23 protein-coding genes are annotated in these 25,810 nt (G+C 63.2%); 11 read left to right on the top strand and 12 right to left on the bottom strand.

Annotation, left to right across the window (positions count from 1 at the left end; all coding sequences use genetic code 11):
* Nucleotides 1–63: 63 nt before the first annotated feature.
* A complete protein-coding gene (gene yaaA, locus FFS60_RS20510) occupies nucleotides 64–843 on the bottom strand; it encodes a peroxide stress protein YaaA (protein WP_137822997.1) in 780 nt (259 codons plus the stop codon).
* Nucleotides 844–1,263: 420 nt separating this feature from the next.
* Here yaaA and FFS60_RS20505 point away from each other — a divergent pair, with 420 nt between their 5' ends.
* From FFS60_RS20505 to FFS60_RS20485, 5 genes are all read left to right on the top strand, one after another.
* Nucleotides 1,264–2,655, top strand: coding sequence for a PhoH family protein (locus FFS60_RS20505; protein WP_028628603.1), 1,392 nt, complete (start codon nucleotides 1,264–1,266; stop codon nucleotides 2,653–2,655).
* Nucleotides 2,656–2,736: 81 nt separating this feature from the next.
* Nucleotides 2,737–3,207: a cyclic pyranopterin monophosphate synthase MoaC gene (gene moaC, locus FFS60_RS20500; protein ID WP_028628602.1), complete on the top strand. Its 471-nt coding sequence runs from the start codon at nucleotides 2,737–2,739 to the stop codon at nucleotides 3,205–3,207.
* Between the two features lie 2 nt (nucleotides 3,208–3,209).
* Entirely contained in the window at nucleotides 3,210–3,458 is a 249-nt protein-coding gene (locus FFS60_RS20495) for a MoaD/ThiS family protein (protein WP_028628601.1), read from the top strand.
* Between the two features lies 1 nt (nucleotide 3,459).
* The gene (gene moaE, locus FFS60_RS20490) at nucleotides 3,460–3,909 is read left to right on the top strand and encodes a molybdopterin synthase catalytic subunit MoaE (protein ID WP_028628600.1); all 450 of its coding nucleotides are present in this window, start codon (nucleotides 3,460–3,462) and stop codon (nucleotides 3,907–3,909) included.
* A 264-nt stretch (nucleotides 3,910–4,173) separates the two neighbouring features.
* Nucleotides 4,174–4,950 carry an ABC transporter substrate-binding protein gene (locus FFS60_RS20485; RefSeq protein WP_028628599.1) on the top strand — a complete coding sequence of 259 codons (777 nt, stop codon included), beginning with the start codon at nucleotides 4,174–4,176 and terminating at the stop codon, nucleotides 4,948–4,950.
* 177 nt (nucleotides 4,951–5,127) lie between these two features.
* On the opposite strand, the gene FFS60_RS20480 is transcribed toward FFS60_RS20485, so the two are convergent.
* The 4 genes from FFS60_RS20480 to FFS60_RS20465 form a co-directional block, all read right to left on the bottom strand.
* Nucleotides 5,128–5,889 carry an amino acid ABC transporter ATP-binding protein gene (locus FFS60_RS20480; protein WP_028628598.1) on the bottom strand — a complete coding sequence of 254 codons (762 nt, stop codon included), beginning with the start codon at nucleotides 5,887–5,889 and terminating at the stop codon, nucleotides 5,128–5,130.
* 10 nt (nucleotides 5,890–5,899) lie between these two features.
* Nucleotides 5,900–6,997, bottom strand: a complete 1,098-nt coding sequence (locus FFS60_RS20475; protein ID WP_028628597.1) for an amino acid ABC transporter permease — start codon at nucleotides 6,995–6,997, stop codon at nucleotides 5,900–5,902.
* A gap of 10 nt (nucleotides 6,998–7,007) precedes the next feature.
* The gene (locus FFS60_RS20470; RefSeq protein WP_137822996.1) at nucleotides 7,008–8,195 is read right to left on the bottom strand and encodes an amino acid ABC transporter permease; all 1,188 of its coding nucleotides are present in this window, start codon (nucleotides 8,193–8,195) and stop codon (nucleotides 7,008–7,010) included.
* Nucleotides 8,196–8,304: 109 nt separating this feature from the next.
* Complete coding sequence (locus FFS60_RS20465; protein WP_137822995.1) at nucleotides 8,305–9,333, bottom strand: amino acid ABC transporter substrate-binding protein; 1,029 nt, start codon at nucleotides 9,331–9,333, stop codon at nucleotides 8,305–8,307.
* A gap of 476 nt (nucleotides 9,334–9,809) precedes the next feature.
* Between FFS60_RS20465 and FFS60_RS20460 the strand changes: the two genes are divergently transcribed.
* The 5 genes from FFS60_RS20460 to rhlB all read left to right on the top strand — a co-directional run bounded on the left by FFS60_RS20460 (nucleotide 9,810) and on the right by rhlB (nucleotide 16,559).
* Nucleotides 9,810–10,469 carry an alpha/beta hydrolase gene (locus FFS60_RS20460; RefSeq protein WP_137822994.1) on the top strand — a complete coding sequence of 220 codons (660 nt, stop codon included), beginning with the start codon at nucleotides 9,810–9,812 and terminating at the stop codon, nucleotides 10,467–10,469.
* Between the two features lie 28 nt (nucleotides 10,470–10,497).
* On the top strand, nucleotides 10,498–12,399 hold the full coding sequence (locus FFS60_RS20455; RefSeq protein ID WP_137822993.1) for an acyl-CoA synthetase: 1,902 nt from the start codon (nucleotides 10,498–10,500) through the stop codon (nucleotides 12,397–12,399).
* A gap of 313 nt (nucleotides 12,400–12,712) precedes the next feature.
* Nucleotides 12,713–13,651, top strand: a complete 939-nt coding sequence (locus FFS60_RS20450) for a GGDEF domain-containing protein (RefSeq protein ID WP_137822992.1) — start codon at nucleotides 12,713–12,715, stop codon at nucleotides 13,649–13,651.
* A gap of 176 nt (nucleotides 13,652–13,827) precedes the next feature.
* Nucleotides 13,828–14,985 carry a dipeptidase gene (locus FFS60_RS20445; RefSeq protein ID WP_137822991.1) on the top strand — a complete coding sequence of 386 codons (1,158 nt, stop codon included), beginning with the start codon at nucleotides 13,828–13,830 and terminating at the stop codon, nucleotides 14,983–14,985.
* Between the two features lie 98 nt (nucleotides 14,986–15,083).
* Complete coding sequence (gene rhlB / locus FFS60_RS20440; protein ID WP_028628590.1) at nucleotides 15,084–16,559, top strand: ATP-dependent RNA helicase RhlB; 1,476 nt, start codon at nucleotides 15,084–15,086, stop codon at nucleotides 16,557–16,559.
* A gap of 107 nt (nucleotides 16,560–16,666) precedes the next feature.
* On the opposite strand, the gene FFS60_RS20435 is transcribed toward rhlB, so the two are convergent.
* The 6 genes from FFS60_RS20435 to FFS60_RS20410 are packed head-to-tail and all read right to left on the bottom strand — an operon-like array spanning nucleotide 16,667 to nucleotide 23,536.
* Nucleotides 16,667–17,998: a DUF58 domain-containing protein gene (locus tag FFS60_RS20435; RefSeq protein WP_137822990.1), complete on the bottom strand. Its 1,332-nt coding sequence runs from the start codon at nucleotides 17,996–17,998 to the stop codon at nucleotides 16,667–16,669.
* The gene (locus FFS60_RS20430; protein WP_137822989.1) at nucleotides 17,995–19,020 is read right to left on the bottom strand and encodes a MoxR family ATPase; all 1,026 of its coding nucleotides are present in this window, start codon (nucleotides 19,018–19,020) and stop codon (nucleotides 17,995–17,997) included. The genes FFS60_RS20435 and FFS60_RS20430 overlap by 4 nt, the downstream gene beginning before the upstream one ends.
* The gene (locus tag FFS60_RS20425; RefSeq protein ID WP_137822988.1) at nucleotides 19,017–20,258 is read right to left on the bottom strand and encodes a DUF4350 domain-containing protein; all 1,242 of its coding nucleotides are present in this window, start codon (nucleotides 20,256–20,258) and stop codon (nucleotides 19,017–19,019) included. The genes FFS60_RS20430 and FFS60_RS20425 overlap by 4 nt, the downstream gene beginning before the upstream one ends.
* Nucleotides 20,255–21,838 carry a DUF4129 domain-containing protein gene (locus FFS60_RS20420; protein WP_137822987.1) on the bottom strand — a complete coding sequence of 528 codons (1,584 nt, stop codon included), beginning with the start codon at nucleotides 21,836–21,838 and terminating at the stop codon, nucleotides 20,255–20,257. Before FFS60_RS20420 ends, FFS60_RS20425 begins: the two co-directional genes overlap by 4 nt.
* Nucleotides 21,825–22,805, bottom strand: a complete 981-nt coding sequence (locus tag FFS60_RS20415; protein ID WP_137822986.1) for a stage II sporulation protein M — start codon at nucleotides 22,803–22,805, stop codon at nucleotides 21,825–21,827. Before FFS60_RS20415 ends, FFS60_RS20420 begins: the two co-directional genes overlap by 14 nt.
* Complete coding sequence (locus FFS60_RS20410; protein ID WP_137822985.1) at nucleotides 22,802–23,536, bottom strand: RDD family protein; 735 nt, start codon at nucleotides 23,534–23,536, stop codon at nucleotides 22,802–22,804. The genes FFS60_RS20415 and FFS60_RS20410 overlap by 4 nt, the downstream gene beginning before the upstream one ends.
* A 309-nt stretch (nucleotides 23,537–23,845) precedes the next feature.
* Between FFS60_RS20410 and sbcB the strand changes: the two genes are divergently transcribed.
* Nucleotides 23,846–25,276, top strand: a complete 1,431-nt coding sequence (gene sbcB / locus FFS60_RS20405; protein ID WP_137822984.1) for an exodeoxyribonuclease I — start codon at nucleotides 23,846–23,848, stop codon at nucleotides 25,274–25,276.
* A gap of 83 nt (nucleotides 25,277–25,359) precedes the next feature.
* On the opposite strand, the gene mvaT is transcribed toward sbcB, so the two are convergent.
* Nucleotides 25,360–25,740, bottom strand: a complete 381-nt coding sequence (mvaT, locus tag FFS60_RS20400; protein WP_028628582.1) for a histone-like nucleoid-structuring protein MvaT — start codon at nucleotides 25,738–25,740, stop codon at nucleotides 25,360–25,362.
* Nucleotides 25,741–25,810 lie beyond the last annotated feature (70 nt).

The raw sequence follows: 25,810 nt of genomic DNA, 5'->3' as shown, positions 1-25,810 counted from the left end.
GGCGGGAAGTTACGCTTCCAGGGGCGGAAACAAGAACCCCGCCGGGCGGCGGGGTTGTTTGCATCAATCTTCGGGATGGTCGCGCAGGAACACCAGGCTGTCCGGCTTGGAATGCTCCACGGAGTAGCGGTAGCCCTGGTAATTGAAGTCCTTCAGGCCTTCGGGGTCCCGCAGGCGCTCCTTGATCACGTAGCGGGCCATCAGGCCACGGGCCTTCTTGGCGTAGAAGCTGATGATCTTGTACTGGTCGTTCTTCAGGTCCTTGAACTCGGTGTCGATGATGCGGGCGTTCAGCGCCTTGCGCTTCACCGAGCTGAAGTATTCGTTAGAGGCCAGGTTGAGCAGGATGTCGTCGCCCTGGGCCGCCAGGGCTTCGCTGAGCCAGCCACTGATGCGCTCGCCCCAGAAGGCGTAGAGGTCCTTGCCGCGGGCATTGGCCAGCTTGGTGCCCATTTCCAGGCGGTAGGGCTGCATCAGGTCCAGCGGGCGCAGCAGGCCGTAAAGGCCGGAGAGCATGCGCAGGTGCTGCTGGGCGAAGTCGAAGTCGGCTTCGCTGAAATCTTCGGCGTTGAGTCCGGTGTAGACGTCGCCCTTGAAGGCCAACAGGGCCTGTTTGGCGTTGTCCGGGGTGAAGTCCGGGTGCCAGCTGCCATAGCGGGCGGCGTTGAGGCCGGCGAGTTTGTCGGACAGGTGCATCAGCTCGGCGATCTGCGCAGGGCTGAGCTCGCGCAGTTGCTGGATCAGCTCCTGGGCGTGGTCGAGGAACTCAGGCTGGGTATGGCGCGAGGTGACCGGCGGGGTCTGGTAGTCCAGGGTCTTGGCAGGGGAAATCACCAACAGCATCGAATCGTCTCCTTCGGGAACGCGACGATTCTAGGGATTTGCGTGTGTTGGCTCCACCTATACCGCCGATAGGCAGACGGGACGCCTCAGGCGGATCGACCGCCAGGGACGGAAAATTCGGGGGGATTCTTGGGGAGGGGACTTTCGACTTTAACGGGCACTTTCCTACGCGCCAAGGGGTTTTTGTCGTGGTGTGAAAAAAGACGCGTACAGGCAAAAAAGTTCTTTTTTCTGTCATCCCGAATGGAGTATTAACAAAGCAGACCGCCGAACCCTGCAGACAGGTGGCGGCCATCGGCCCTCACCCTGTTGGCAGCATCCCCCGAACGGCATGACCCGGAAGGGGGAAGTCGGCGGCGCTCCGCGGCGGAGCGCCAGCCTGGCATTCCGTCGCTTGGCCCTATAAGAAGGTGACCGAGTATGGATGACCACGGACGCTCCCGCCCTACCGCTCCAACCTTGTACGCGCTCGACACCAACGTCCTGATTCACGATCCCAACGCATTGTTCAATTTCCAGGAACACCACGTGGCCATTCCGATGACCGTGCTGGAGGAACTGGACAAGCTCAAGACCGGTAAACAGGGCGTTGCCGCTGAATGCAGGCAGGCCATCCGTAACATCGACAAGATCCTCAGTGGCGCCACCCCTGAGGAAGTGGAGCACGGAGTACCCATCCAGCGAGAGAAAAGCGGCCCTTGCGGCTTCCTCTCGATCCTCATGAGCAAGAGCGCAGCCCCCATCACCTGGCTGCCCGAAGACCTCAACGACAACAAGATCATCAACCAACTGGTGGAGCTGAAGAGCCGCAGGCCGGGCATGTCCGTGGTGTTGGTGACCAAGGACATCAACATGCGCCTGAAGGCGCGGGCGTGCGGGATCGACTCGGAGGACTACCACACCGACCAGTTGGTGGACGATGTGTCCCTGCTGTCCCGTGGCTATCACGACATGCCGGGCTCTTTCTGGGATCGCGTGAGCAAGGTCGAGACCCGTCAGGACCACGGACGCACCTGGCACCGGGTACAGCTCACCGACAACCTGCCGGCGGTACACGTCAACGAGTTCATCGTCGACGAGCAGGGTTTCGTTGGCTGGATCAAGGGCATCAAGGCCGATGAACTGCTGATCCTCGACCTGCACCAGGAGCCACTGCTGCATCAGGAAGCCTGGGGCCTGCGTCCGCGCGATGTGTATCAGGCGTTGGCGCTCTACGCGTTGTTGGACCCGGATATCCACCTGGTCAACCTCAGCGGCGCGGCGGGTTCCGGCAAGACCATCCTGGCGCTGGCCGCGGCTATCGAGCAGACCATGGTCAGCAAGCGTTACCGTCGCATCATCGCCACCCGCAGCGTGCAGGGCCTGGACCAGGAAATCGGCTTCCTGCCCGGCACCGAGGCGGAGAAGATGGAGCCTTGGCTGGGAGCGATCACCGACAACCTTGAAGCCTTGCACATGGATGACGAGAACACCCACGGCAGCGTGGATTACATCCTCAGCAAGGTGCCGCTGCAGTTCAAATCCCTGAACTACATCCGCGGCCGCAGCTTCCAGCAGAGCCTGATCATCATCGATGAGTGCCAGAACCTGACGCCGCACCAGATGAAAACCATCATCACCCGTGCCGGCACCGGGTCCAAGGTGATCTGCCTGGGCAACCTGGCGCAGATCGATACTCCTTACCTTTCTGCGCCCAGCTCGGGCCTGACCTACCTGACCGAACGCTTCAAGGACTTCCCCCACGGTGTGCACATCACCCTCCAGGGTGTGCCGCGTTCCGTGCTGGCCGAGTACGCCGAAGCTCACATGTGACCCTCACCTCCCGCCGGGCGGCACCTGCCGCCCGGTATGGGTTTCTGTATACAATCTGTCTCCTGTCCGAGGAGACTTGCAGTGCTTACCCATCTCGATTCCGAAGGTCGCGCCAACATGGTCGATGTCACCGACAAAGCGGTGACTTCTCGTGAGGCGACGGCTGAAGCCCGTGTGCGCATGCGCCCGGAAACCCTTGCCATGATCCAGGCCGGCGGCCATCCCAAGGGCGACGTGTTCGCCGTGGCGCGCATTGCCGGCATCCAGGCGGCAAAGAAGACTTCCGACCTCATCCCTTTGTGTCACCCGCTGATGCTCACCAGCGTCAAGGTAGAGCTGGAAGCGGAAGGGGAGGACTGCGTGCGCATCGTCGCCCGTTGCAAGCTCGCCGGGCAGACCGGTGTGGAAATGGAGGCACTGACCGCTGCCAGCGTTGCCGCCCTGACCATCTATGACATGTGCAAGGCCGTGGACCGCGGCATGACCATCGAAACCGTTCGCCTGCTGGAAAAGCTGGGCGGCAAGAGCGGCCACTACCAGGCCGGGGAGTAATGATGATTCGCGTGCAGTATTTCGCCCGTTACCGTGAAGCGCTCGGCATTGAAGGCGAGCAGCTCAACTGTGACCCGGCGTTCGCGAAGCTGGATGATCTGCGTCAGCACCTGTTGGCCCGTGGCGGCGTTTGGGAGGTGCTCGCCGAGCAGAACCTGATGTGCGCCCGTAACCAGGAACTGTGCAGCCTGGACGAGGCCCTCGCCGATGGCGACGAGGTTGCCTTCTTCCCCACGGTCACCGGAGGCTGAGATGGCCATTCGCGTGCAGGAAACCGCCTTCGATCCCGGTGTTGAGCTCAACGCACTGCACGCGGCCAATGTCGGCATTGGCGCGGTGGTCGGCTTCGTTGGCTACGTGCGCGATTTCAATGAGGGTCAGGACGTGGCGGGGATGTTCCTCGAACACTATCCGGGCATGACCGAGAAAGCCCTGGAGAAAATCGCTGTTGAGGCACGGGAGCGCTGGCCGCTGCTCAATGTGGATATCCTCCACCGCGTCGGCCGCCTGGAACCTGGCGAGCCCATCGTCTTCGTCGGCACCGCCAGCGCCCACCGGCAGGCCGCGTTCGACGCCTGCAACTTCATCATGGACTACCTCAAGACCCGCGCGCCCTTCTGGAAGAGGGAAGACACCGCCGAAGGCCCGCGCTGGGTAGAAGGGCGCTGCAGCGACAAGGCGGCGGCCGAGCGCTGGAAATGAGCCTGGTGCAAACTGCTTTTCTGTAGGTTCGAAAAAGCCCGGTCAGCCGGGCTTTTTCATGGGTGATTGACGATGTGTACATTTGAGTCCAGTATGGACTCATAAGTACAAGTTAGCGGCCTACACGATGATCCATCGCCAGCTACCCATAGCATTCCCATGCCGGCCAGCCCCGGCGGCGTCTTCTTCTGCCTCGCAAACCCATTTCGAACCTGCTCGCCAAGCCCTGTGGCGGGCATCCATCCGTACTGCGGGAGTCGCACCATGAAGAAACTCGTTCTGCTGGGCAGCCTTGCCCTGAGCCTGCTGGCCTCCAGCGTTTTCGCCGCCGACAAGCCCCTGCGCATCGGCATCGAAGCTGCTTATCCGCCTTTCGCCTTCAAGACACCAGAGGGGCAGATTTCCGGCTTTGACTACGACATCGGCAACGCCATGTGCGAGGAAATGAAGGTCAAGTGCCAATGGGTCGAACAAGAGTTCGATGGCCTGATTCCCTCTCTCAAGGTGAAGAAAGTGGACGCTGTGCTGTCGTCCATGACCATCACCGAAGAGCGGAAGAAGTCCGTGGACTTCACCGGTAAGTACTACTACAGCCCGGCGCGTCTGGCGATGAAGAAGGGCGTCGTGGTCGATTCCGAGTTCAAGAGCCTGGTGGGCAAGACCATCGGCACCCAGCGCTCCACCACCACCGACCGCTTCGCCACCGAGGTGCTGGAGCCCAAGGGCGTGAAGATCGTGCGCTACAGCACCCAGAACGAAATCTACCTGGATGTGCTTTCCGGTCGTCTGGATGGCGTGCTGGCTGACGTCTTCCCGCTCAACGAAGGCTTCCTCAAGACCGATAGCGGCAAGGGCTTCGAGTTCGTCGGCCCGGTGCTGAACGATCCGCAGTATTTCGGCGAGGGTGCCGGCATCGCGGTACGTAAGGGTGATAACGAGCTGCGGGAGAAATTCAACAGCGCCATCAAGACCCTGCGTGAGAACGGCAAGTACCAGGCGATCCAGGCCAAGTATTTCGACTTCGATATCTACGGCGATTGAAGGGCTGAACCCTGCCGAACGAGCCGCGCGATTGCGCGGCTTTTTCATTCTGGTAAGCGGCTGATGCTTTCGTCCCGACGATGCTGGGGGAACTGTTGGGCTTCGCTTCGCTCAGCGCCACCCTGCGAAATGAAAAAGGGAACCCGAAGGTTCCCTTTCTCGTTCAGCGTCCAATCCTCAATGCAGGATCTGCCCCAGGAACAGCTTGGTCCGCTCGTTCTGTGGGTTATCGAAGAAGGCGTGAGGCTCGTTCTGTTCGACGATCTCGCCCTTGTCCATGAAGATCACCCGGTCGGCCACGGTGCGAGCGAAGCCCATCTCGTGGGTCACGCAGAGCATGGTCATGCCGTCGTGGGCCAGGCCGATCATGGTGTCGAGCACTTCCTTCACCATCTCCGGGTCCAGCGCCGAGGTCGGTTCGTCGAACAGCATGATCTTCGGCTTCATGCACAGCGCGCGGGCGATGGCTACACGCTGCTGCTGCCCGCCGGAGAGTTGTCCCGGGTATTTCAGGGCCTGCTCGGGAATGCGCACACGCTCCAGGTAGTGCATGGCGATTTCCTCGGCCTGGCGCTTGGGCATCTTGCGCACCCACATCGGCGCCAGGGTGCAGTTCTGCAACACGGTGAGGTGCGGGAACAGGTTGAAGTGCTGGAACACCATGCCCACTTCGCTGCGGATCGCCTCGATGTGCTTGAGGTCGCCGGTCAGCTCGGTGCCGTCGACGATGATGCGGCCCTGCTGGTGCTCTTCGAGACGGTTGATGCAGCGGATGGTGGTGGACTTGCCGGAACCGGACGGACCGCAGAGGACGATGCGTTCGCCCTGCTGCACGTCGAGGTTGATGTCCTTCAGCACGTGGAACTGGCCGTACCACTTGTTCACGCCCTGCAGACGGATGATCGGCTCGCCGGCGGTTTTCTTGCTTGCTTCAGTCATGGAGTGACTCCTAACGCTTGTGGCCGGTGTCCAGCTTGCGCTCCAGGCTCATGGAGTAGCGGGACATGCCGAAACAGAAGATCCAGAACACCAGGGCGGCGAAGACGTAGCCTTCGGTGGCCATCCCCAGCCAGGCCGGGTCGGTGGTGGCTTGCTTGATGCTGTTGAGCAGGTCGAACAGGCCGATGATGATCACCAGGCTGGTGTCCTTGAACAGCGCAATGAAGGTGTTGACGATGCCGGGGATTACCAGCTTCAGGGCTTGCGGCAGGATCACCAGGCCCATCATCCGCCAGTAGCCCAGGCCCATGGCGGCTGCGGCTTCGTACTGGCCCTTGGGGATCGCCTGCAGGCCGCCACGCACCACCTCGGCGATGTAGGCCGACTGGAACATGATCACGCCAATCAGCGCCCGCAGCAGCTTGTCGAAGGACAGGCCTTCCGGCAGGAACAGCGGCAGCATCACCGAGGACATGAACAGCACGGTGATCAGCGGAACGCCGCGCCAGAACTCGATGAAGGTCACGCAGATGACCTTGATCGCCGGCAGGTTGGAACGCCGTCCCAGTGCCAGCAGGATGCCTAGTGGCAGCGCGCCGACGATACCCACCGCGGCGATCACCAGGGTCAGCATCAGGCCGCCCCACTGGCTGGTGGAGACGGTGCTCATGCCGAGGAAGCCGCCGTGCAGCAGCCAGTAGGCGACGAGGGGGTAGATCACCAGGAACGCCAGGCCGTACTTGGCCTTTTGCTGGAAGCGCGGAATGAACAGCGGCGCGGCGCCGATGATCGCGATCCACACCGCCAGGTCCACTCGCCAGCGCAGCGCTTCGGGATAGAAGCCATACATGAACTGGGCGAAGCGCATCTTGATGAAGACCCAGCAGGCGCCTTCGCTGGTGCAATCGGCGCGGGTGCTGCCATTCCAGTCGGCCTGGAAGAAGGCCCACTGGAGCAACGGCGGCACGATCAGCCACACCAGGTAGACGGCGAACAGGGTCAGCAGGGTGTTGAACCAGTTGGAGAACAGGTTGCCGCGCAGCCAGCCGACTACGCCCACGGTGCTGCGGGGTGGTGGCTGGTCGGGCTTGAATACGTGTGTCGTCATGACTCGGACCTCACCGCTCGATCAGCGCAATGCGCTTGTTGTACCAGTTCATCAGCAGCGAAATGCTGATGCTGATGGCCAGGTAGACACTCATGGTGATAGCGATCACCTCGATTGCCTGGCCGGTCTGGTTGAGTACCGTACCGGCGAACAGCGAGACCATATCCGGGTAGCCGATGCCGGCCGCCAGGGACGAGTTCTTGGCCAGGTTCAGGTACTGGCTGGTGAGCGGCGGAATGATCACGCGCAGGGCCTGCGGGATGATGACCAGGCGCAGGATCTTGGCGGCGGGAAGCCCCAGGGAGCGGGCCGCTTCGGTCTGTCCGTGGCTGACCGCCTGGATGCCGGAGCGCACGTTTTCTGCGATGAAGGCTGCGGTGTACACGGTCAGCGCCAGGGTCAGGGCGATCAGTTCCGGAATCACCACCCAGCCGCCGCGGAAGTTGAAGCCCTGCAGCGAAGGCAGGCTCCAGGCGAACGGCGGACCGAAGACCAGTGACACCAGGCCGGGAATCACCACCAGCAGCGCCAGTGAGGTAATCAGTACCGGGAAGCGCTGGCCGGTGGCCTCACGCCTGGCCTTGGCCCAGCGCGCCATGACGATGATCGCCAGGATGACCAGCACCACGCTGACCAGGAAAGGCCAGAAGCCGTCGGTAGCGATTGGCGCCGGCATGTACAGGCCACGATTGTTGAGGAAGAAGTGCTCGCCGATGGCCATGCTCTGGCGTGGCCCCGGCATGGGCAGCATCACCGCGAAGTACCAGAAGAAGATCTGCAGCAGCGGCGGGATGTTGCGGAAGGTCTCGATGTAGACGGTCGCCAGCTTGCGCACCAGCCAGTTCGGCGACAGCCGCGCTACGCCCAGGATGAACCCGAGGATGGTGGCGAAGAAGATACCGATACCCGAAACCAGCAGGGTATTGAGTAGACCGATGACGAAAACGCGGCCGTAGCTGTTGCTTTCGTTGTAGTCGATCAGGTGTTGGGATATCCCGAAACCGGCGCTCTGCTCGAGAAAGTCGAAGCCGGACAGAATGCCGCGTTGTTCAAGGTTGTGCTGGGTGTTCTGGAACAGATACCAGCCCAGCGCGGCGACACCGAATACGGCGATTATCTGAAATAGCCACGCGCGTGCCTTGGGATCGGTCCAGACCGAACCTTTCGGGGCACGCGGGGCGTTGGCAGTTTTTTGCATGACAGCCCTCTGGGAACCGCTGGCCGGCCGGATGGGGGACGGCGGCCAGGGTTCGCGTTTCTACGGAACTCGAACCCGGCAGCCACGTCATGTGGCCGCCGGGAGACGGTCAGCGCACCGGCGGTGCGTACTGCAGACCGCCCTTGTTCCACAGGGCGTTGAGACCACGTTCGATCTTCAGCTCGCTACCGGCACCGATATTGCGATCGAAGATTTCACCGTAGTTACCCACTTGCTTGACGATCTGCACCGCCCAGTCCTTCGGCAGTTTCAGGTCCTTGCCGAACTCGCCTTCAGTGCCCAGCAGACGGGCAATGTCGGGGTTCTTGGTGGACTTGGCCATTTCCTCGACGTTCTTCGAGTCGATGCCCAGTTCCTCGGCGTTCACCATGGCGAACAGGGACCAGCGCACGATGTCGAACCATTCCTCGTCACCCTGGCGCACGGCTGGGCCCAGAGGCTCCTTGGAGATGACTTCCGGCAGTACCACGTACTCATCCGGCGCGGCCAGCTTGATGCGTTGTGCATAGAGCTGGGACTGGTCGGAGGTCAGTACGTCGCAACGACCGGACTCAAGCGACTTGGCGCTCTCGTCGGAGGTGTCGTAGGTGATGGGGGTGTACTTCAGGTTGTTGGCGCGGAAGTAGTCGGACAGGTTCAGCTCGGTAGTGGTGCCGGCCTGGATGCAGACGGTGGCGCCATCGAGTTCCTTGGCGCTGGAAACGCCGAGCTTCTTGTTCACCAGGAAGCCCTGGCCGTCGTAGTAGGTCACGCCGGTGAAGTTCAGGCCCAGAGCCGCATCGCGGGAGCTGGTCCAGGTGCTGTTGCGGGAAAGTACGTCCACTTCGCCGGACTGCAGCGCGGTGAAACGCTCCTTGGCGGTGAGCGGGCTGTACTTGACCTTGTTGGCGTCGCCGAACACAGCGGCCGCAACGGCGCGGCAGACATCGACGTCAATGCCCTTGTAGGCGCCCTTGCTGTCGGCATAGGAGAAGCCCGGGAGGCCATCGCTGATGCCGCATTGCACGAAGCCTTTTTTCTTCACTGCGTCCAGGGTAGCGCCTGCCTGTGCGAATCCGCTGACACCGAGAACGGTTGCCGCGGTCAGCACGGCCAGGGTGGATTTCACCATCTTCATTAAAACCTCCAGTTGCTTTTATTGGTGTTGGAGTCTCGGTCCCACCGCCGTACCCTCGTGAGGCAGGTTCAACCTTTCATGCACTGGAAAAGGTCAACCGGGGTGTCGGACCTAAGGAAGGAGTCTAGTTGGCGCTGCTCCGCTCGCCACCAGACGCTTCCTCGCCCATTGGTCAAATGGGCTGGAGACGGATTGCGCCCACCCCGACGCCACGAATGTCGCCAGATGACCGCCTGCAAGGCTTCGGCCGGAGCCGCTGCCCAACCCGTTGCACGCCGGGCAAGTGTTACCTTGCCGCGGGCATGTTTCAGTCTGCAGCTAGATAGCAAAGGCCGTACCAGCAAGATGCCAGTAGGACTATTCCGATAGGTCAATAGGTAAAGTTTTAGCCTTGCGACATATATTTCAGTTATCAAACCACCCTGTCTGATGCATTCGCCCCACAACTGTGCAGATGCACCACAACGGAGCCACACATGAGCGACACATTGATCCTTGAGCCCACACATCGCGCCGATGCCTGCGTCATCTGGCTCCACGGATTGGGTGCGGATCGCTATGACTTCCTGCCGGTGGCCGAGGCCCTGCAGGAAGTCCTGGGCACCACCCGCTTCGTGATGCCCCAGGCGCCGACCCGCGCGGTGACCATCAATGGCGGCTGGGCCATGCCGTCCTGGTACGACATCCTGGCCATGCGCCCCGAACGCGCCATCAATGAGGCCCAGCTGGAAGAATCGGCGGAGCAGGTGATGGCCCTGGTACAGGCGCAGATCGACGGCGGCATCGAGCCTCGCCGCATCCTCCTCGCCGGGTTCTCCCAAGGCGGCGCTGTGGTGCTGCACACCGCCTTCCTGCGCTGGCCGGATGAGCTGGGTGGCGTGCTGGCGCTGTCCACTTACGCGCCGACCTTCACTGACGAAATGAAACTGTCGGATACAAAACGACAACTGCCGGTCCTTTGCTTGCATGGCACTTTCGACGACGTGGTGCTGCCCGCGATGGGCCGCGCTGCCCACGATCGCCTGGCGGCCGCCGGCGTTCCCGTGGAGTGGCGCGACTATCCGATGGCCCATGAAGTGTTGCCGCAGCAGATTCGTGACATCGGCATCTGGTTGGTGGAACGACTGCACAGCTGATCCCAATCCAACAGAACAAGAACCGACCATGGCCCAGACCTCCGCTCCGCCTATCGCCAACCTGCGCGATATTGAAGACATCGAACGCCTTTCGCTGGAAGAACGCGGCATGCCGGACAGCACCTACGAGCTGATCCGTCGCAGTGCCGAACGCCACCCGCACAAACGCGCCATGACCTTCCTGCTGCAGGGCGACGCCGAGGAAGCGCCCTTCGAGCTGACCTATGCGGAACTGCTGGCGCGGGTCACCCAGGCTGCTAACGCCTTCCACCATCTGGGCGTGCGGCCGGGCAAGGCGGTGTCGTTCCTGTTGCCGAACCTGCCGCACACCCACTTCACCATTTGGGGCGGTGAAGCGGCCGGTGTGGTCAACGCCATCAACCCGCTGCTGGAGCCCGAGCACATCGCCGAGCTGATCCATGCCGCCGACTCCAAGGTGCTGGTGACCCTGGCTCCGTTTCCGGGCACCGATCTCTGGGACAAGGTTGCAGGGCTGCGCGAGCGCCTGCCGGAACTGGAGGCGATTGTCACCGTCGATCTCTCCAACCTGCTGCCGGAACCTCAGCGCAGCGCAATCAAGGCTCAGCGCGGCCCGCTGCCGGACGGCGTGCTGGACTTCGACGAGTTGCTCGACCGCTTCCCGGCCGACCATTTGCAAAGCGGCCGGGTGATCGCGCCGGAAGATGTCGCCTCCTACTTCCATACCGGCGGCACCACCGGTACGCCCAAGCTGGCGCCCCACAGTCATCGCAATGAAGTGGCCATGGCGATGATCCTCGCCTACGCCATCAACCTGGGAGAGGGCGACAACACCCTCTGTGGTTTGCCGCTGTTCCACGTCAATGGCGTGATGGTCACTGGCCTCGCGCCGTTCTTCGCCGGCGCCGAGATCCTCATCGCCACGCCCCAGGGTTATCGCAACGCGCGGCTGATCCAGAACTTCTGGAAGGTCATCGAGCGCTACCGGGTGAGCTTCTTCAGCGGCGTACCGACTATCTATGCCGGTCTCTTGCAGGTGCCCAGCGAGGGGCATGACCTGTCCAGCCTGCGTTATGCGCTGTGCGGTGCGGCGCCGATGCCGGTGGAGCTGATCCGCCAGTTCGAGGCCAAGACCGGCCTCAAGCTGATCGAAGGCTACGGCCTGACCGAAGCCACCTGCGGCACCTGTGGCAACCCTGCCCATGGCGAACGCCGGCCAGGCTCCATCGGCATGCGCATGCCTTACTGCCAGGTGAAGGTGGTGGTGCTGGACGAGCAGGGCAGCTACCTGCGAGATGCCGCGACTGACGAGATCGGTAACCTCTGCGTGCGTGGCGTGACCGTGTTCAAGGGCTACCTGCAGGCGAGCAAGAACAAGGACATCTGGGTCGATGGGGACTGGTTCAACACCGGCGACCTCGGCCGCATGGACGCCGATGGCTATATCTGGCTCACCGGCCGCAGCAAGGATCTGATCATTCGCGGCGGTCACAACATCGATCCGCAGATGATCGAAGAAGCCTTGCATCGACATCCGGCGGTGGCCATGGCGGCCGCCGTCGGCAAGCCGGACGACAAGGTCGGTGAACTGCCGGTGGCCTATGTGCAGCTAAAGCCCGGCACCCGTGCCAGCGAAGCCGAGCTGTTGGCACATGCGGCGCAACATGTGCCCGAGCGTGCAGCAGTGCCCAAGGATGTCTGGATTATCGACGCCATTCCGGTCACCGCCGTGGGCAAGACCTTCAAGCCGACGCTGCGTTTCGACGCCACCCGTCGAGTGCTGGAAGAGGTGCTGGGCGAAATCGCCCCGGGCGTTCGGGTGGAGGTGGTGAACGATGATCGCCACGGGCAGATCGCCGAGATCCACGTGCCGAATCTGGATTCGCAACTCCAGGAGCGGCTGGAGGCCCGCATGGCTGGCTTTTCGGTGAAGTTCCGGCTGATGGCCTGAAGCCATCTATACTGGCTGGCAACAGGCCGCCTTCCAGGGCGGCCTGTTGCGCTCCAAGTACCTGAATCGAGCGGCTCGCGCCGGATGCGTTACGCCTCCGGGTTTTGTGTGCGTGCAGAAATATGTTGCGAAATTGTGGCGAATATCAGGAATTGTCGCGTTCCTTACCGATATGACGCCGTCTGTCGGCCCAACTTTTGGCGGGCATTGCCAGCTAAAAGGTGCGGGAATACTGTCACGTGGAGTTAACACCTAAGACAGGGATCGTTAGCGGTGCCGTCCGCTTCGACTGCCATCCGAGGCTGTTGCAGCTATGAAGCATGTTCACTGGCAAGAAGACTTACACCTGCTGAGCCGACTGCGCCTGTTCCAGAACGTCGCCGCGAAAAGTCTCGAGCAGCTACTGAAGGAATTCCGCGCCTGCGATCTGGAGGCGGGTGAAGTGGTGCTGTCTCCGTTCAATCGCAACCAGTACCTCTACCTGGTAGTGAGCGGCCGGCTGAAGGTTTACCTCGGGTCCCTGGACAACAACCCGGTGAGCAACATCGAACCGGGCGAATGCGCCGGTGAGATCAGCTTCATCGACAACGAGCATCCTTCGGCTTACGTGGTGGCTTGCGAGCCCACGACCGCGCTGCGCCTGCATCGGCAATCCCTGGTCAGTCTGTTCCAGCAATCGCCGCAGTTGATGCAGAACCTGCTGGAAGTGCTTTGCGACCGTGTGCGCCGGGGCAATCGGATCATTCTCGATACCGAGCAGAATGCCAAGATCGACACCCTCACCGGACTGTTCAATCGGCGCTGGCTGGAACAGATCTATCAGCGTGAAAGCACCCGTTGCGCTTTCAACGAGCAACCGCTGTCGATGCTCATGCTCGATGTCGACCACTTCAAGGCCTACAACGACCGCCATGGTCATCTGGCCGGCGACTACGCGCTCTGCCTGGTGTCCCACACCTTGCGTAGCCAACTGCGTCCCAAGGACAGCATGGCGCGTTACGGGGGGGAGGAGTTCGTCATCCTGTTGCCGGAAATGAGCTGCGAAGAGGCCCGCACCATCGGTGAGCGACTGCGTTCCAGCCTGGAGCAGATTCCTTCCTTCTATTCACCACTGGGGGTGCTGCCCGGCGTGACGGTCTCCATCGGCCTGGCCGAAATGCGCCAGCCGGACAGCCTGCAAGGCTTGATCGCCCGAGCCGACACGGCGCTCTATAAGGCCAAGCAGGATGGACGAAACCGCCTGAACGGTTAGTAACCCCGGCAGTTGCAGGGGCGAATTCATTCGCCAAGCAGGCCCCCCTGGGCAGCCGCGCTGCCCCAAGCGAATGAGTTCGCTGCCACAAAAGAGCATTTGCCTACATTTCCGCTTCGTTCAAACGTCTGTTTGCTAGAGTCCGTTCACTACAAAAGACAGCCGGGAAGCTGGACATGCGCAAACTCCTGATCGCTTTGCTACTGCTGGTGGCCGTTGGCCTGGGGATTTTCTTCTACCTGCCGGGGTTCCTCGACCGTGAGATGAACACGGTGGCTGCACCGCCGCCCTATCACGCCTCGGACGAGGCCGAGAGCCTGCACAAGACCCTGTTCGTCGCGGACCTGCACGACGACGCCCTGCTGTGGAACCGCAACCTGCTGGACCGTCATGACTTCGGCCACAGTGACCTGCCGCGCCTGCTCGAAGGCCATGTCGGCCTGCAGGTGTTCTCCACCGTCACCAAGACCCCGCGTGGCCTCAACTACGAGCGCAATGGTTCGGACACCGACGACATCACCCTGTTGGTCATGGCCCAGCGCTGGCCCCGTGCGACCTGGACCAGCCTGCTTGAGCGCGCCCTCTATCAAGGCAAGAAGCTCGAGGAAGCCGCCGCCGGCAGCCAGGGCAAGCTGACCCTGGTGCGCAGCCGCGACGATTTCGCCAAGTACCTCGCAGCCTGGGAGAAGGACCCGAACCAGGTTGCCGCCCTCCTCGCTACCGAGGGCCTGCACCCTCTGGAGGGCAAGCTGGAGAACGTTGACCGGATGTACGACGCGGGCTTCCGCATCATGGGGCTGACCCATTTCTTCGATAACGAAGTAGGCGGCTCCGCCCACGGCCTGGAGAAGGGCGGCCTGACGCCCTTCGGTCGTCGGGTGATTGCCCACCTGGAAGAGAAGAAGATGCTGGTGGACCTCGCCCACGCTTCACGCGCACTGATCGACGATGTGCTGAGCATGGCCGAGCGTCCGGTGCTGGTATCCCACACCGGCGTCGAAGGGACCTGCCCGGGCACCCGCAACCTGAGCGATACCCATGTCCAGCGGATTGCCGCCACCGGCGGGGTCATCGGCATCGGCTACTGGGACACCGCCGTCTGTGAAACCTCGGTCAAGGCCATCGTCAAAGCCATCCGCTACGTTGCCGACAAGGTGGGTGTGGCCCATGTGGCGCTGGGTTCTGACTTCGATGGCGCGGTCCATACGCCTTTCGACACCAGCGGCCTGGCGCAATTGACCCAGGGGCTCAAGGAAGCCGGTTTCAACGAGGCGGAGATCGCCGCCATCATGGGCGGAAACGTGCGCAGATTGCTTCTGGAGACCCTTCCTTAGTCCAAGTCAAGCCCTCGAATGCCCGCGGCTCTTCGCCCTGCGGGCATCTTGCTTTACACTGGCGGCCGTTCATTCCTTAATCAATCGACGAGACCACCGTGCTCAAAGCACTCAAGAAGATATTCAGCAAGGGCGAAGAGCCCCAATCCGGCCCCGCCCCCGTTGTACCCGCCCACGCCCATGCCGAGAAGGAAGAGCGTCCGGCCAAACCGAAGAAAGCGCCTCGCGAAGCAGGCGAAAAGGCCGAAGGCTCCAGCGAACGCCCGCCGCGTAGCGAGAAGAAACCCCGCAGCGACAAGCCCAAATCCGACAAGCCGCGCCGAGAGCGTCCGGCCAAGGCTGCCGCCCCGGCAGACAATTGGAAGCTCGAAGACTTCGCGGTGGAGCCCCTGGAAGGCAAGACCCGTTTCCACGACTTCAACCTCGATCCGCGGCTGATGCATGCCATCCATGATCTGGGCTTCCCCTACTGCACCCCGATCCAGGCCCAGGTACTGGGCTTCACCCTCAAGGGCCAGGACGCCATCGGCCGCGCCCAGACCGGCACCGGCAAGACCGCCGCCTTCCTCATTTCCATCATCACCCAGCTGCTGCAAACCCCGCCGCCGAAAGAGCGCTACATGGGCGAGCCGCGCGCACTGATCATCGCGCCGACCCGCGAGCTGGTGGTACAGATCGCCAAGGACGCCCAGGCCCTCACCAAGTACAGCGGCCTCAGTGTGATGAGCTTCGTCGGTGGCATGGACTTCGACAAACAGCTCAAACAACTGGAATCGCGCTTCTGCGACATCCTGGTTGCCACCCCCGGCCGTTTGCTGGACTTCAACCAGCGCGGCGAGGTGCACCTGGACATGGTCGAGGTGATGGTGCTGGACGAAGCCGACCGCATGCTGGACATGGGCTTTATCCCGCAGGTACGCCAGATCATCCGGCAGACCCCGTTCAAGGGGGAGCGTCAGACCCTGCTGTTCTCCGCCACCTTCACCGAAGACGTGATGAACCTGGCCAAGCAATGGACCGTCGATCCGGCCATCGTCGAGATCGAGCCGGAGAACGTTGCCAGCGAAACCGTTGAGCAGCATGTCTATGCCGTAGCCGGAAGCGACAAGTACAAGCTGCTCTACAACCTGATCGCCCAGAACGACTGGACCCGGGTAATGGTCTTCGCCAACCGCAAGGACGAAGTGCGCCGTATTGAGGAACGTCTGACCAAGGACGGCATCAGCGCCGCCCAGATGTCCGGCGACGTGCCCCAGCATAAGCGCATCAGGACCCTCGAAGGCTTCCGTGAAGGAAAGATCCGCGTGCTGGTGGCGACCGATGTCGCCGGTCGTGGGATTCACATCGATGGCATCAGCCACGTGATCAACTTCACCCTGCCGGAAGACCCGGACGACTACGTCCACCGCATCGGCCGTACCGGTCGCGCTGGCGCCAGCGGCACCTCCATCAGCTTCGCTGGTGAGGACGATGCTTTCGCCCTGCCGCCGATCGAGGAGCTGCTGGGTCGCAAGATCAATTGCGAAATGCCCCCGACCGAACTGCTCAAGTCGGTACCGCGCAAGCATCACTGAGGTTTGGCGGAATGAGAAAAGGCGAAGCGAAGGCTTCGCCTTTTTTGTTTGCACGGCGGGAAGGGGAGACCTGCGGTCTCCTTGGCGAATGAATTAATTCGCCCCTTCTACAGCGCTCCAGCCTTCTTCCACGCCAGGTAGCGGCTCACCAGTTGCGGCCCCAGCTCGCTGGGGCGGGCGTCCAGCACAGGTACGCCGTGGGCGGCCAGGCGTTCATGGAGGCTGTTTCGGGCATTGAGATAGTCCACCGTGCCGCAATAGGCGAGGGCGTCATCGAAGCCCTGCACCGGCGTGTGGCGCAAGCTGTCGAGGACCTCCTCGCGCAGGCTGACCACCAGTAGGCGGTGTTGTCGGCCAAGGCGTTTTACCGCGCTGAACAGCTCGGCATCGTCTTCATCGCGCAGGTTGCTCACCAGCACCACCAGGGCGCGCCGGCGTTGGCGCGCCAGAAGCGCTTCCGCAGCGGCGCTGTAGTCGGCCGGACGCAGGGTGCTGTCCAGGTCGTAGACGCCGTTGAGCAGCACATTCAGCTGTGCTGGGCCCTTCACCGGCGCCACGAAGCGGTCGTGCTCCGCAGCGAAGGTGCTCAGACCCACCGCATCCCCCTGGCGCAAGGCCACATAGCTGAGTAGCAGGCTGGCATTGAGCGCATGGTCGAAGTGGGACAGATCGCCGTCCTGGCTGCGCATGCGACGGCCACAGTCGAGGAGGAAGACGATCTGTTGGTCGCGCTCGTCCTGGTACTCGCGAGCGATGGGCGTGCGTTTGCGTGCGGTGGCTTTCCAGTCGATCTGGCGCAGGGTGTCGCCGTCACGGAACTCCCGCAGCTGATGGAATTCCAGGCCGAGCCCACGGCGTGGCCGCTGGCGCACGCCCAGTTGGCTGAGCCAGTCGTCCACCGCTTTCAGCTGGGCACCGTAGAGACGTGCGAAGTCCGGATAGACGCGCGCTTCGCCACGGAGGTCGAGCACCCGTTTGTGGCGCCACAGGCCCAGCGGGCTGGGTAGCTGGACTTCGCAAGCCGGGAAGTGGAAGTGGCCACGCTTGAGCGGACGTACTCGATAGCCGAACTCGGTGTGTTCGCCGGGGTGCAGGGCCACCTGCTGTGGCAAGGGTTCGAACTCCATGGTCGCCGGCACCTGGTCGAAAACTTCGACCATCAGGGGGCGGCCGTAGCCATGGTGCAGGGTCAGTCGGACTTCACTCCAGCGGCCCAGTGCCAGGTTCCCCGGCAGTGCCCGTTCCAGGTTTGGCGACGGCAGGCGGCGCAACCAGACGGCGTCGAGCGTGCCGAGCAGCGCCAGGGCACAGAGCAGGCCCCACCAGAGCGGCTGCAACTGCGCCGGCAGGCCTATTCCCAGGACTGGCAAGGCGCCGAGCAACAGGGCCAGACCGAAGAGTCCGGCTACCAGCGCGAGCAATGCGCGGGAAGGCTTCATAGACGCGGCGCCGGCACCTGATCGAGGAGTTGCTGGAGTACCTGGTCCACCGAGAGGCCTTCTATATCCAGTTCCGGCGAGAGACGCACGCGGTGACGCAGTACCGCCAGGGCGCAGCCCTTGACGTCATCCGGCAACACGAAATCGCCGCCACGCAGGAGGGCACGGGCGCGACCGCCACGGACCAGAGCGATGGACGCACGTGGTCCGGCCCCCATCGCCAGGCCCGGCCAGCTACGGGTAGCGCGGGCCAGGCGCACTGCGTAATCGAGGACCTGGTCGTCCACCGGCAGTTCGCTGGCGATTTTCTGCAGGGCCATCACATCGCGGGCCTGGAGGAGGGTGCGCAGCGGCGCCACTTCGAGCATGTCGGCGCGGGCAGAGCGGGTGACCTGGCGTACCAGGTTGAGTTCTTCGTCCGCAGCCGGGTAGTCCATGCGCAGCTTGAGCATGAATCGGTCGAGCTCGGCTTCCGGCAGGGGATAGGTGCCTTCCTGCTCGATGGGGTTCTGCGTCGCCAGCACCAGGAACGGCTGTGGCACCGGCAAGGCGCGCCCTTCAAGGGTCACCTGGCGCTCCTGCATCACTTCCAGCAGGGCGGCTTGGGTCTTGGCCGGGGCGCGGTTGATCTCGTCCGCCAGCAGCAGGTTGGTGAACACCGGGCCTTTGCGCAGCTTGAACTGCTCGCTCTGCATGTCGTACACGGCGTGGCCGGTAACGTCGCTGGGCATCAGGTCGGGGGTGAACTGGATGCGCGAGAATTCGCCGCCGAAGCAGCGGGCCAAGGCACGTACCAGCAGGGTCTTGCCGAGCCCGGGCACGCCTTCCACCAACACGTGACCGCCAGCCAGCAAGGCGGTGAGTACGTCTTCGATCACGGCGACCTGGCCAACCACGGCCTTCTGCAGTTCCAGGCGCAGGGCTTGGGCCAACTGGCTGGCCCGCTGGCGCTGGGTGGCGACCGAGGCCGCGTTGGCGCCGGCAGCTTCGGATTGCGACGGGTCGGAAATCTGTTCGCTCATAGGGCATTCCTGAGGGTTTGCAGGTGGGCGACCTGGCGGATGAAGTCGTTGGCGTTGAGCCGTTGCTTGGGCAGCGGCCGCATAGCCTGGCTGATGGCGCTGGGCGGCAGACGGGTCAGGCGGCCCAGCACCTGCCACTGCTCGGCCACGGGAAGTCGTTCGAAACCGGGGTGGCGATGCCGTGCGCGGCGCTGGATATCCCGTTGCAGGCCTTGTAGCAGGCTGGCTTGGCCACTGCGGCGGAGCAGGAAGTCGGCGCTGCCGCGCAGGTGTTCTTCGAGTTGCCGGCGTGCCCGGTTGGCTGGTGCCATCAGCGGACCCTGGCGCTGGCCGACATGCCAGAGCACGAGGACGATGAGCAGCACCAGGGCCACCAGGGCCTCGGGGAAGTTCTGCCCGAGCAGGGTGCCGAGGCTGTCGCGCTCGGCGCGGTACAGCAGGGTGACGGCGCTGTCCTGCGTGAGGTACCAGAGGAGCCAGGCGTTGTCGTATTCGATGATGTCGCGGTTCTGCCAGATCCAGCCGTCGGTGAGGACTGTGATCAGTCCGTCGCCGTGGTTCAGTTGCAGCATGTGCGTGGCCTTGGCGCTGTTGGCCCAGGCGTGGGCTCGGTTCTGGCTGTCGTAAAGGTGGAAGTCCGGATCGAAGTTGGCGTAGGCAGGGGCCTGTTCATTTTCAAGGTAGAGCTTGGTCAGCTCGGGGAAGGGGTCTTCCTCGGTCGGGGCCTGCTCGTCCTGCGTGGCCGCGGCGTCCATCGCCTGTGCTTCGGCCTCGCGCTCCTCCGGCTCACCTGGCTCGGTGCTTTTGTCTTCATCCAGGTCCTTGGTCTCGTACTGCTGGACGCCCAGGCGGTCGGCCAGCAGGTCGCCGCTCTTGCCATCCTCTTCTTCATAGAGGCGTTCGGCGATGAACAGCAGGTGGCCGCCTTTGTTCGCCCACTCCAGCAGGCGGTTGGCCTGACGAGGCGTCATGCGCGAACGACTGCCGAGCAAGAGCAGGCTGTGGCCCGCGCTGGGCAGGCCGTCGAGCACGTCGAGTCCGTCGGCACGGGTCACTTGCAGGCCCTGCTTGCGCAGGAAATGTTCGGCGGCGAGATAGGGATTGCCCAGCACTTCGGGCGCTGGGCCGTGTTCGACGGTGTCCTGGTAGGGCTGCAGGCGACCAGCGATGTAGATCGCCGCCAGCCCAAGCAGCAGGAACAGGCCGGCACCGATGAGGAAGCGCGGACGCAGGTTCACGACACGGCTCCCGTGACGAACAGACGCCGCCAACCATCGCAGAGGCCCTGGCGCTGCTCGGCGGCAGGTAGGCGGTGGCCGTAGGCGAGGTTCTGCCAGTGGCCGGTGAGGGTCTGGCTGTAGCCTTCCAGTTCGGTGTTATCCAGGCGATGCACCAGTTGCAGCACTTCACCTTCGGTGTGGGACTGCTTGAGCGGCAGGCGAAAGTCGTGCAACAGGCGGCTGAGCAGGGCCCGGTAGAGCAGGCCGAGGGCTTCGCGGGGCTGGCTGGCCCAGAGGCGTTCGACTTCTCCGGCGACATCGTCGGGCAGACTTTCCGGCGCCAGCTCCAGGCCGAACAGCACCGACGGCGCCTCGCGTCGACGGCGCTGCGGCAGACCCAGGCGGCTTGCGAAGGCGGCGAGCCAGTCGCGGTAACGCCAGAGCAGCAAGCCCAACAGACTGATCAGCAGGCCCCAGAGCAACACCTTGATCACCAGGGCCACGGTATCCAGGCTCTTGGCGTACTCGGCCAGCTTGAGCAGGTTGCGAATGAATTCAGCCCAGCCTTCCATGTCTTCAGGCTTCACATCCTGGTCGGGGTTTTCCTCGCCCAGGCGCCAGCGGGTAACGGTTTCGCGGTTCTGGAAGGGCGGGGCGTCGAGCAGGGCGGTGATGCTGTCCTTCGCCGCCTTGCCGGTCAGGGACTGGTGAGTGAGGCGTTCGGCATCGGGGCCGTCGAGGAATGCCTGGGGTGCGAGGCAAAGGGTCGGGGCATCGTCTGCCATGGCGGGTTGCGGCAATTGGGTCAACAGCAGGCCCACGCCCAGCAGCAAGGCATAGGCGGTGCCGGTCAGGCGCTGGCGTAGTCGGCGGAACTGCAGCTCGATGTCCCAGCCTTCCAGGGAGGTGCGGCGGTTCAGGTAAAGGGTAAAGCCACAGGCAACGTACACCGGCCCCCAGGCCATCAGCACCAGGACGTAGAGGCTATTGGATAGATGCTCCAGCCAGAGCCATTCGCCGGAGGCCATTTCCAAGAGCTTCTGCCAGTCCCAGTTGATTGCCACCTGCTGGGGCAGCATCAGGTAGAGCAGTGTGACCAAGCCGAACCAGAGCGCTGACTCCAGGTGCACGCCGATCACTGTCAGCCAGGTGGCGCCGCCCGCATCGCGCTGGCCCAGTACCACCAGGCGCTGGCTGCGGGCCTGCCCGGAAAGTCCTTCGAGTTGCAGTACCGGCAAGTCGAAACTGCGGGTGGTGCTGAGGCGGCGCCAGGTGAGGCTGGCGAGCAACTGGGGCTTGAGTAGGCGCGGATAGGCGCGCAGGGCTTCTTTGAGCGTGGGCGTATCGCCGAACAGGGCGCGGGAGAGGATGTACAGCGGCAGGCGTTCGTAGGCCGGCTTGAGCAGCCAGAACAGGAAGACGGACAGCCCCGGGTAGTTCCAGCAGATCAGGGTGAGCAGGCCGAACACCGGCAAGGTGATGAGGGCCCAGCTGGCCATCAGCAGGCCGGCGTGACGGCGGGCCAGCAACACGCCAAGGTCCATGGCTTCCCAGGCGCTGCGCGGGCGAATGGCGACGCTGGCATCAGTCAGGCGCATGCGCCCTCCTGCCGACCAGGCCGAAGTAGAGGCCTACGAGCAGCCAGAGGCCGGCGCCCACCAGGTATTTGACCTGGGGCTCCACCAGGGTCATGGAGGACCAGTAGGCTTCGACGAAGGCGGCGATCACCAGCAGCAGGATCACCCCGGCCACCAGTTGCACGCTGCGTCCGGCGGCCAGGCGCAGGGCTTCGCCACGGGGCAGGCGGCCGGGGGCGAGCAGGGCCCAGCCCAGCTGCAGGCCGGCGGCGCCCGCGAAGGCAATGGCGGTGAGTTCGAAGGCGCCGTGGCCGATGACGAATGACCAGAAGGTTTCACCGAAGCCGATCTGGGTCAGATGGCCGGCCACCGCGCCGATGTGCAGGCCGTTGAACAGCAGGAAGAACAGGCTGCCGACACCAAAGAGCAGGCCTCCGGCGTAAGTCTGAAAGGCGATGCCGATGTTGTTCATGATGTAGTGGCCGAACATCATCCAGTCATCCCCCGAGTCTCGCTCGCTCATGGGGCCGATGCGTCGGGCGTCAGGGTCATACATGGACTCCATCGACGACACCTGTTCCGGGTCCAGCACGCTGTAGACCAGGTCAGGCCAGTTATGCACCAGCACGCCCATGAGCAGCAGGCTGCCGTAGAACAGCAGGCTGGCGGCGGCGACGCTGCGCCACTGGCTGCGTACCAGGCGCGGGAAGCCGCCGAGAAGAAAGCCCAGCAGGCGCGCGCCGAGGTGGCTGCGATGGCGGTAGAACTGCTGATGGCCGCGCATGGCCAGCTGCTGCAAGTGCTCCACCAGATGGCTGCTGTAGCCGCGCTCCTGCGAGAGCGCCAGGTGCTGGCAGAGCTGCCGGTAGTCGGCGGAGAAGGTCGCACAGGCCTGCGCATCGGCCTTGCCGCGTTCGAGGCGATCGAGCAGTTCGGCGAAGGCTTTCCAGCTTGCCTGGTGCTGGCGTTCGAAGAGGTTCTGTTTCATGGCGAGTTCGCCCCCAACAGGCCACGGGCGATGCCGTTTATACGCGTTTGCGCCTGTTCCGGTGGCACTTCCAGCGGCTCGGCCAGGATGCCGGCGAGTTCGGCGCGACGGGCCGGCGACAGGCTGGCCTGGCGCTCGGCGAAGCTGAGCAGGGCGCGCTGGTCGGCCAGGCTCAGGGGGAAGGGCGTGCGCTCCGGCTCGGCATCCGGCAGTTCAGGACGCTGGGGCTTTTCGTCGCGGTAGACCACCAGGCTGCCGGCGGCGATGTCGCCCAGGCGCTTGAAGGTCGGGTGCAGCAGGCAACTGAGGGCGCCCAGGGTGTAGGCGAAGGGCAGCATATCGACGAAGCGCAGCAGATTGCGCACCAGCGAGGCGGACCAGCCAATGGGCGTGCCGTCGTCATGCACCACCCGCAGGCCCATCACGTGCTTGCCCGGCGAGCGGCCCTGGTTGAGCACCTCGAACAGCACCATGTACCACCAGTTGAGCAGGAACATAAGGATCAGCCCGAGACCTATGCCGAACTGCCCGAGCAGGGCCAGGGCGATGAACAACACAAGCATGATGGCACCGCGGATCGCCAGGTCGATGGCATAGGCCAGCGCGCGGGGTAACAGGCCGGCGGGACGCAGGACCAGGTCAATGCCTTCCGGTGTCTCTACCTGGTAGCGGGTGTCCAGCGGCAGGGCCTGGGGCTCGGCAGGATGGGAACTGGATCGGGTTGCGGGCATCGGCTGGGCGCCAAGGGGAAAGCCCGATGCTAGCGACCGGCCGGTATCCAGGCAACCTGGCAGGAAGGACTCAACCTGCATGCTGTGAAGGGTGTGGGATATTCGACGAGGCAGAGTGTGCGCGAGGTGCGCAAGGCACAGGCATGGGGGCAGTCCTTGTCGGGGGTCGATCATCCAGTGGCGGCGATTCTAGGCCCGCCATATTCCGGCCAGCAAGCGGGCTGATGGCGAAATTTCCCAGCCTGTTCGGCGCCATTGCCTGACCCGCCCCGGTGTTAGACTGACCCGCTCACGAACAAGGGGGACGCCGTGACATCCAGCATCTTCTGGCACGACTACGAAACCACCGGTATCAACCCGCGCTGCGACCGTCCGCTGCAGGTTGCCGGCATTCGCACGGACGAGGCGCTCAACGAGATCGGTGAGCCGATCAACCTCTACTGCAAGCCCAGCGACGACATCCTGCCTCATCCGGCAGCTTGCCTGGTCACTGGCATCCTGCCCGGTACCCTGGCGGAGAAGGGGCTGGGTGAGGCCGAGTTCATGCATCGGGTGCATGCCGAACTGGCGCTACCAGGCACCTGTGGCGCCGGCTACAACACCTTGCGCTTCGACGATGAGGTCACTCGCTACAGCCTCTACCGCAATTTCTACGACCCCTATGCCCGCGAATGGCAAGGCGGCAACAGTCGCTGGGACCTGATCGACGTGGTTCGCACCGCCTACGCGCTGCGTCCTGAAGGTATCGAGTGGCCTCAGCAGGACGGCCGTGTCAGCCTGCGCCTGGAGCTGCTCACCGCCGCCAACGGTATCGATCACGGCCAGGCTCACGATGCGCTGTCCGATGTGCGTGCGACCATCGCCCTGGCGCGCCTGCTGCGGGAGCGTCAGCCGAGGTTGTTCGACTATCTCTATCAACTGCGCAGCAAGCACAAGGTGCAGGAGCAGGTGCGCCTGTTGCAGCCCCTGGTGCATATCTCCGGGCGCTTTGCCGGCGAACGCCATTACCTGGCGGTCGTCCTGCCGCTGGCCTGGCATCCGCGCAACCGCAATGCCTTGATCGTGCTGGACCTGCAAGCTGATCCTGCGCCGCTGCTGGAGCTCGACGGGGAGGCTCTGCAAAAGCGTCTGTACACCCGACGTGACGCGTTGGCGGAAGGTGAGTTGCCCGTGCCGCTGAAGCTGCTGCATATCAACCGTTGTCCGGTGGTAGCACCGCTGGCGGTGCTGCGAGAAACCGATCGCCAGCGCCTGGGCGTCGACCTGGAACTCTGCCAGCGTCGTGCCGCGCAGCTCACCGAACTGGCCGCCATCTGGCAAGAGAAGTTGCCGGTTATTTATGCGGAGGAGGAGTTCACTTCGCTGGATGATCCTGAGCAGCAGTTGTACGGCGGATTTCTCGGCGACCGGGATCGTCGTCTCTGCGAACAAGTTCGACGTGCCGATCCGCAGCAATTGTCCCGGGAAAATTGGCCGTTCGACGACACGCGCCTGCCGGAGTTGCTGTTCCGTTACCGTGCGAGAAACTTCCCTGAAACTTTGTCGGAAACCGATCGATGGCGCTGGGAGGAGTTCTGCAGGAATCGGCTGAAGAGCCCGGAATTCGGGGCGCCAAATACCCTGGAGAGTTTTTTCGCGGCGCTGGATGAGTTCCAGGCCAAAGCCGAACCGTCGCAACAGACGGTGTTGCTGGAGTGGCGCCGATATGCCCTGGAACTGGGTCATCGCTATCGGTTGTGATAACCGGGCCAGGAACTTTCCGGGGTTTACCTGCGCCATAAAAAAACGCCAGCAGATGCTGGCGTTCTTTATTGCCGAGGGGCTTAGCCCAGGATGGTGGCCCAACCTTCAACGGCTTCGGCGCCCCACTTGGCTTTCCACTCTTTCAGAGTCTTGTGGTTGCCGCCTTTGGTTTCGATCACTTCACCCGTGTGCGGGTTCTTGTACTGCTTGACCTTGCGGGCGCGCTTGCTGCCAGTAGCACCGGCCTTTGCGGCGCGCGGAGCCTTGCTGGAGCGGGCATCCGGATCGAGCAGGGCAATGATGTCGCGCAGGGATTTCTGATATTCGCCCATCAGAGTGCGCAGTTTGCCTTCGAACTCCAGTTCTTTCTTCAGCTTGTCGTCCTGGGACAGGTTCTTCAGGCGCTCTTGGAGCTCCTTGATGGCTTCTTCCGTAGCCCGGTATTCGTTGATCAGCGACATGTCGGCGTCCCTTGTTGGAATCGTACGTTGACTTGCGATTGCGAAGTGTCAGCAATAATAGACAGCGATT

Source organism: Pseudomonas sp. D(2018), assembly GCF_005502555.1.
GTDB lineage: Bacteria > Pseudomonadota > Gammaproteobacteria > Pseudomonadales > Pseudomonadaceae > Metapseudomonas > Metapseudomonas resinovorans.
Note: the sequence above shows the minus strand (reverse complement) of the source record. Positions and strands in the feature narration are given on the sequence as shown.

Excerpts from the sequence above, each read along its gene's own strand:
- FFS60_RS20455 (WP_137822993.1), top strand. The coding sequence starts at position 10,498 with ATGGCCCAGACCTCCGCTCCGCCTATCGCCAACCTGCGCGATATTGAA.
- FFS60_RS20465 (WP_137822995.1), bottom strand. The coding sequence starts at position 9,333 with ATGAAGATGGTGAAATCCACCCTGGCCGTGCTGACCGCGGCAACCGTT.
- FFS60_RS20450 (WP_137822992.1), top strand. The coding sequence starts at position 12,713 with ATGAAGCATGTTCACTGGCAAGAAGACTTACACCTGCTGAGCCGACTG.
- FFS60_RS20475 (WP_028628597.1), bottom strand. The coding sequence starts at position 6,997 with ATGACGACACACGTATTCAAGCCCGACCAGCCACCACCCCGCAGCACC.
- FFS60_RS20470 (WP_137822996.1), bottom strand. The coding sequence starts at position 8,195 with ATGCAAAAAACTGCCAACGCCCCGCGTGCCCCGAAAGGTTCGGTCTGG.
- FFS60_RS20415 (WP_137822986.1), bottom strand. The coding sequence starts at position 22,805 with ATGAAACAGAACCTCTTCGAACGCCAGCACCAGGCAAGCTGGAAAGCC.
- mvaT (WP_028628582.1), bottom strand. The coding sequence starts at position 25,740 with ATGTCGCTGATCAACGAATACCGGGCTACGGAAGAAGCCATCAAGGAG.
- FFS60_RS20485 (WP_028628599.1), top strand. The coding sequence starts at position 4,174 with ATGAAGAAACTCGTTCTGCTGGGCAGCCTTGCCCTGAGCCTGCTGGCC.
- moaE (WP_028628600.1), top strand. The coding sequence starts at position 3,460 with ATGGCCATTCGCGTGCAGGAAACCGCCTTCGATCCCGGTGTTGAGCTC.
- yaaA (WP_137822997.1), bottom strand. The coding sequence starts at position 843 with ATGCTGTTGGTGATTTCCCCTGCCAAGACCCTGGACTACCAGACCCCG.
- FFS60_RS20505 (WP_028628603.1), top strand. The coding sequence starts at position 1,264 with ATGGATGACCACGGACGCTCCCGCCCTACCGCTCCAACCTTGTACGCG.
- FFS60_RS20445 (WP_137822991.1), top strand. The coding sequence starts at position 13,828 with ATGCGCAAACTCCTGATCGCTTTGCTACTGCTGGTGGCCGTTGGCCTG.
- FFS60_RS20435 (WP_137822990.1), bottom strand. The coding sequence starts at position 17,998 with ATGAAGCCTTCCCGCGCATTGCTCGCGCTGGTAGCCGGACTCTTCGGT.
- FFS60_RS20480 (WP_028628598.1), bottom strand. The coding sequence starts at position 5,889 with ATGACTGAAGCAAGCAAGAAAACCGCCGGCGAGCCGATCATCCGTCTG.
- FFS60_RS20420 (WP_137822987.1), bottom strand. The coding sequence starts at position 21,838 with ATGCGCCTGACTGATGCCAGCGTCGCCATTCGCCCGCGCAGCGCCTGG.
- FFS60_RS20430 (WP_137822989.1), bottom strand. The coding sequence starts at position 19,020 with ATGAGCGAACAGATTTCCGACCCGTCGCAATCCGAAGCTGCCGGCGCC.
- FFS60_RS20460 (WP_137822994.1), top strand. The coding sequence starts at position 9,810 with ATGAGCGACACATTGATCCTTGAGCCCACACATCGCGCCGATGCCTGC.
- FFS60_RS20495 (WP_028628601.1), top strand. The coding sequence starts at position 3,210 with ATGATTCGCGTGCAGTATTTCGCCCGTTACCGTGAAGCGCTCGGCATT.
- FFS60_RS20410 (WP_137822985.1), bottom strand. The coding sequence starts at position 23,536 with ATGCCCGCAACCCGATCCAGTTCCCATCCTGCCGAGCCCCAGGCCCTG.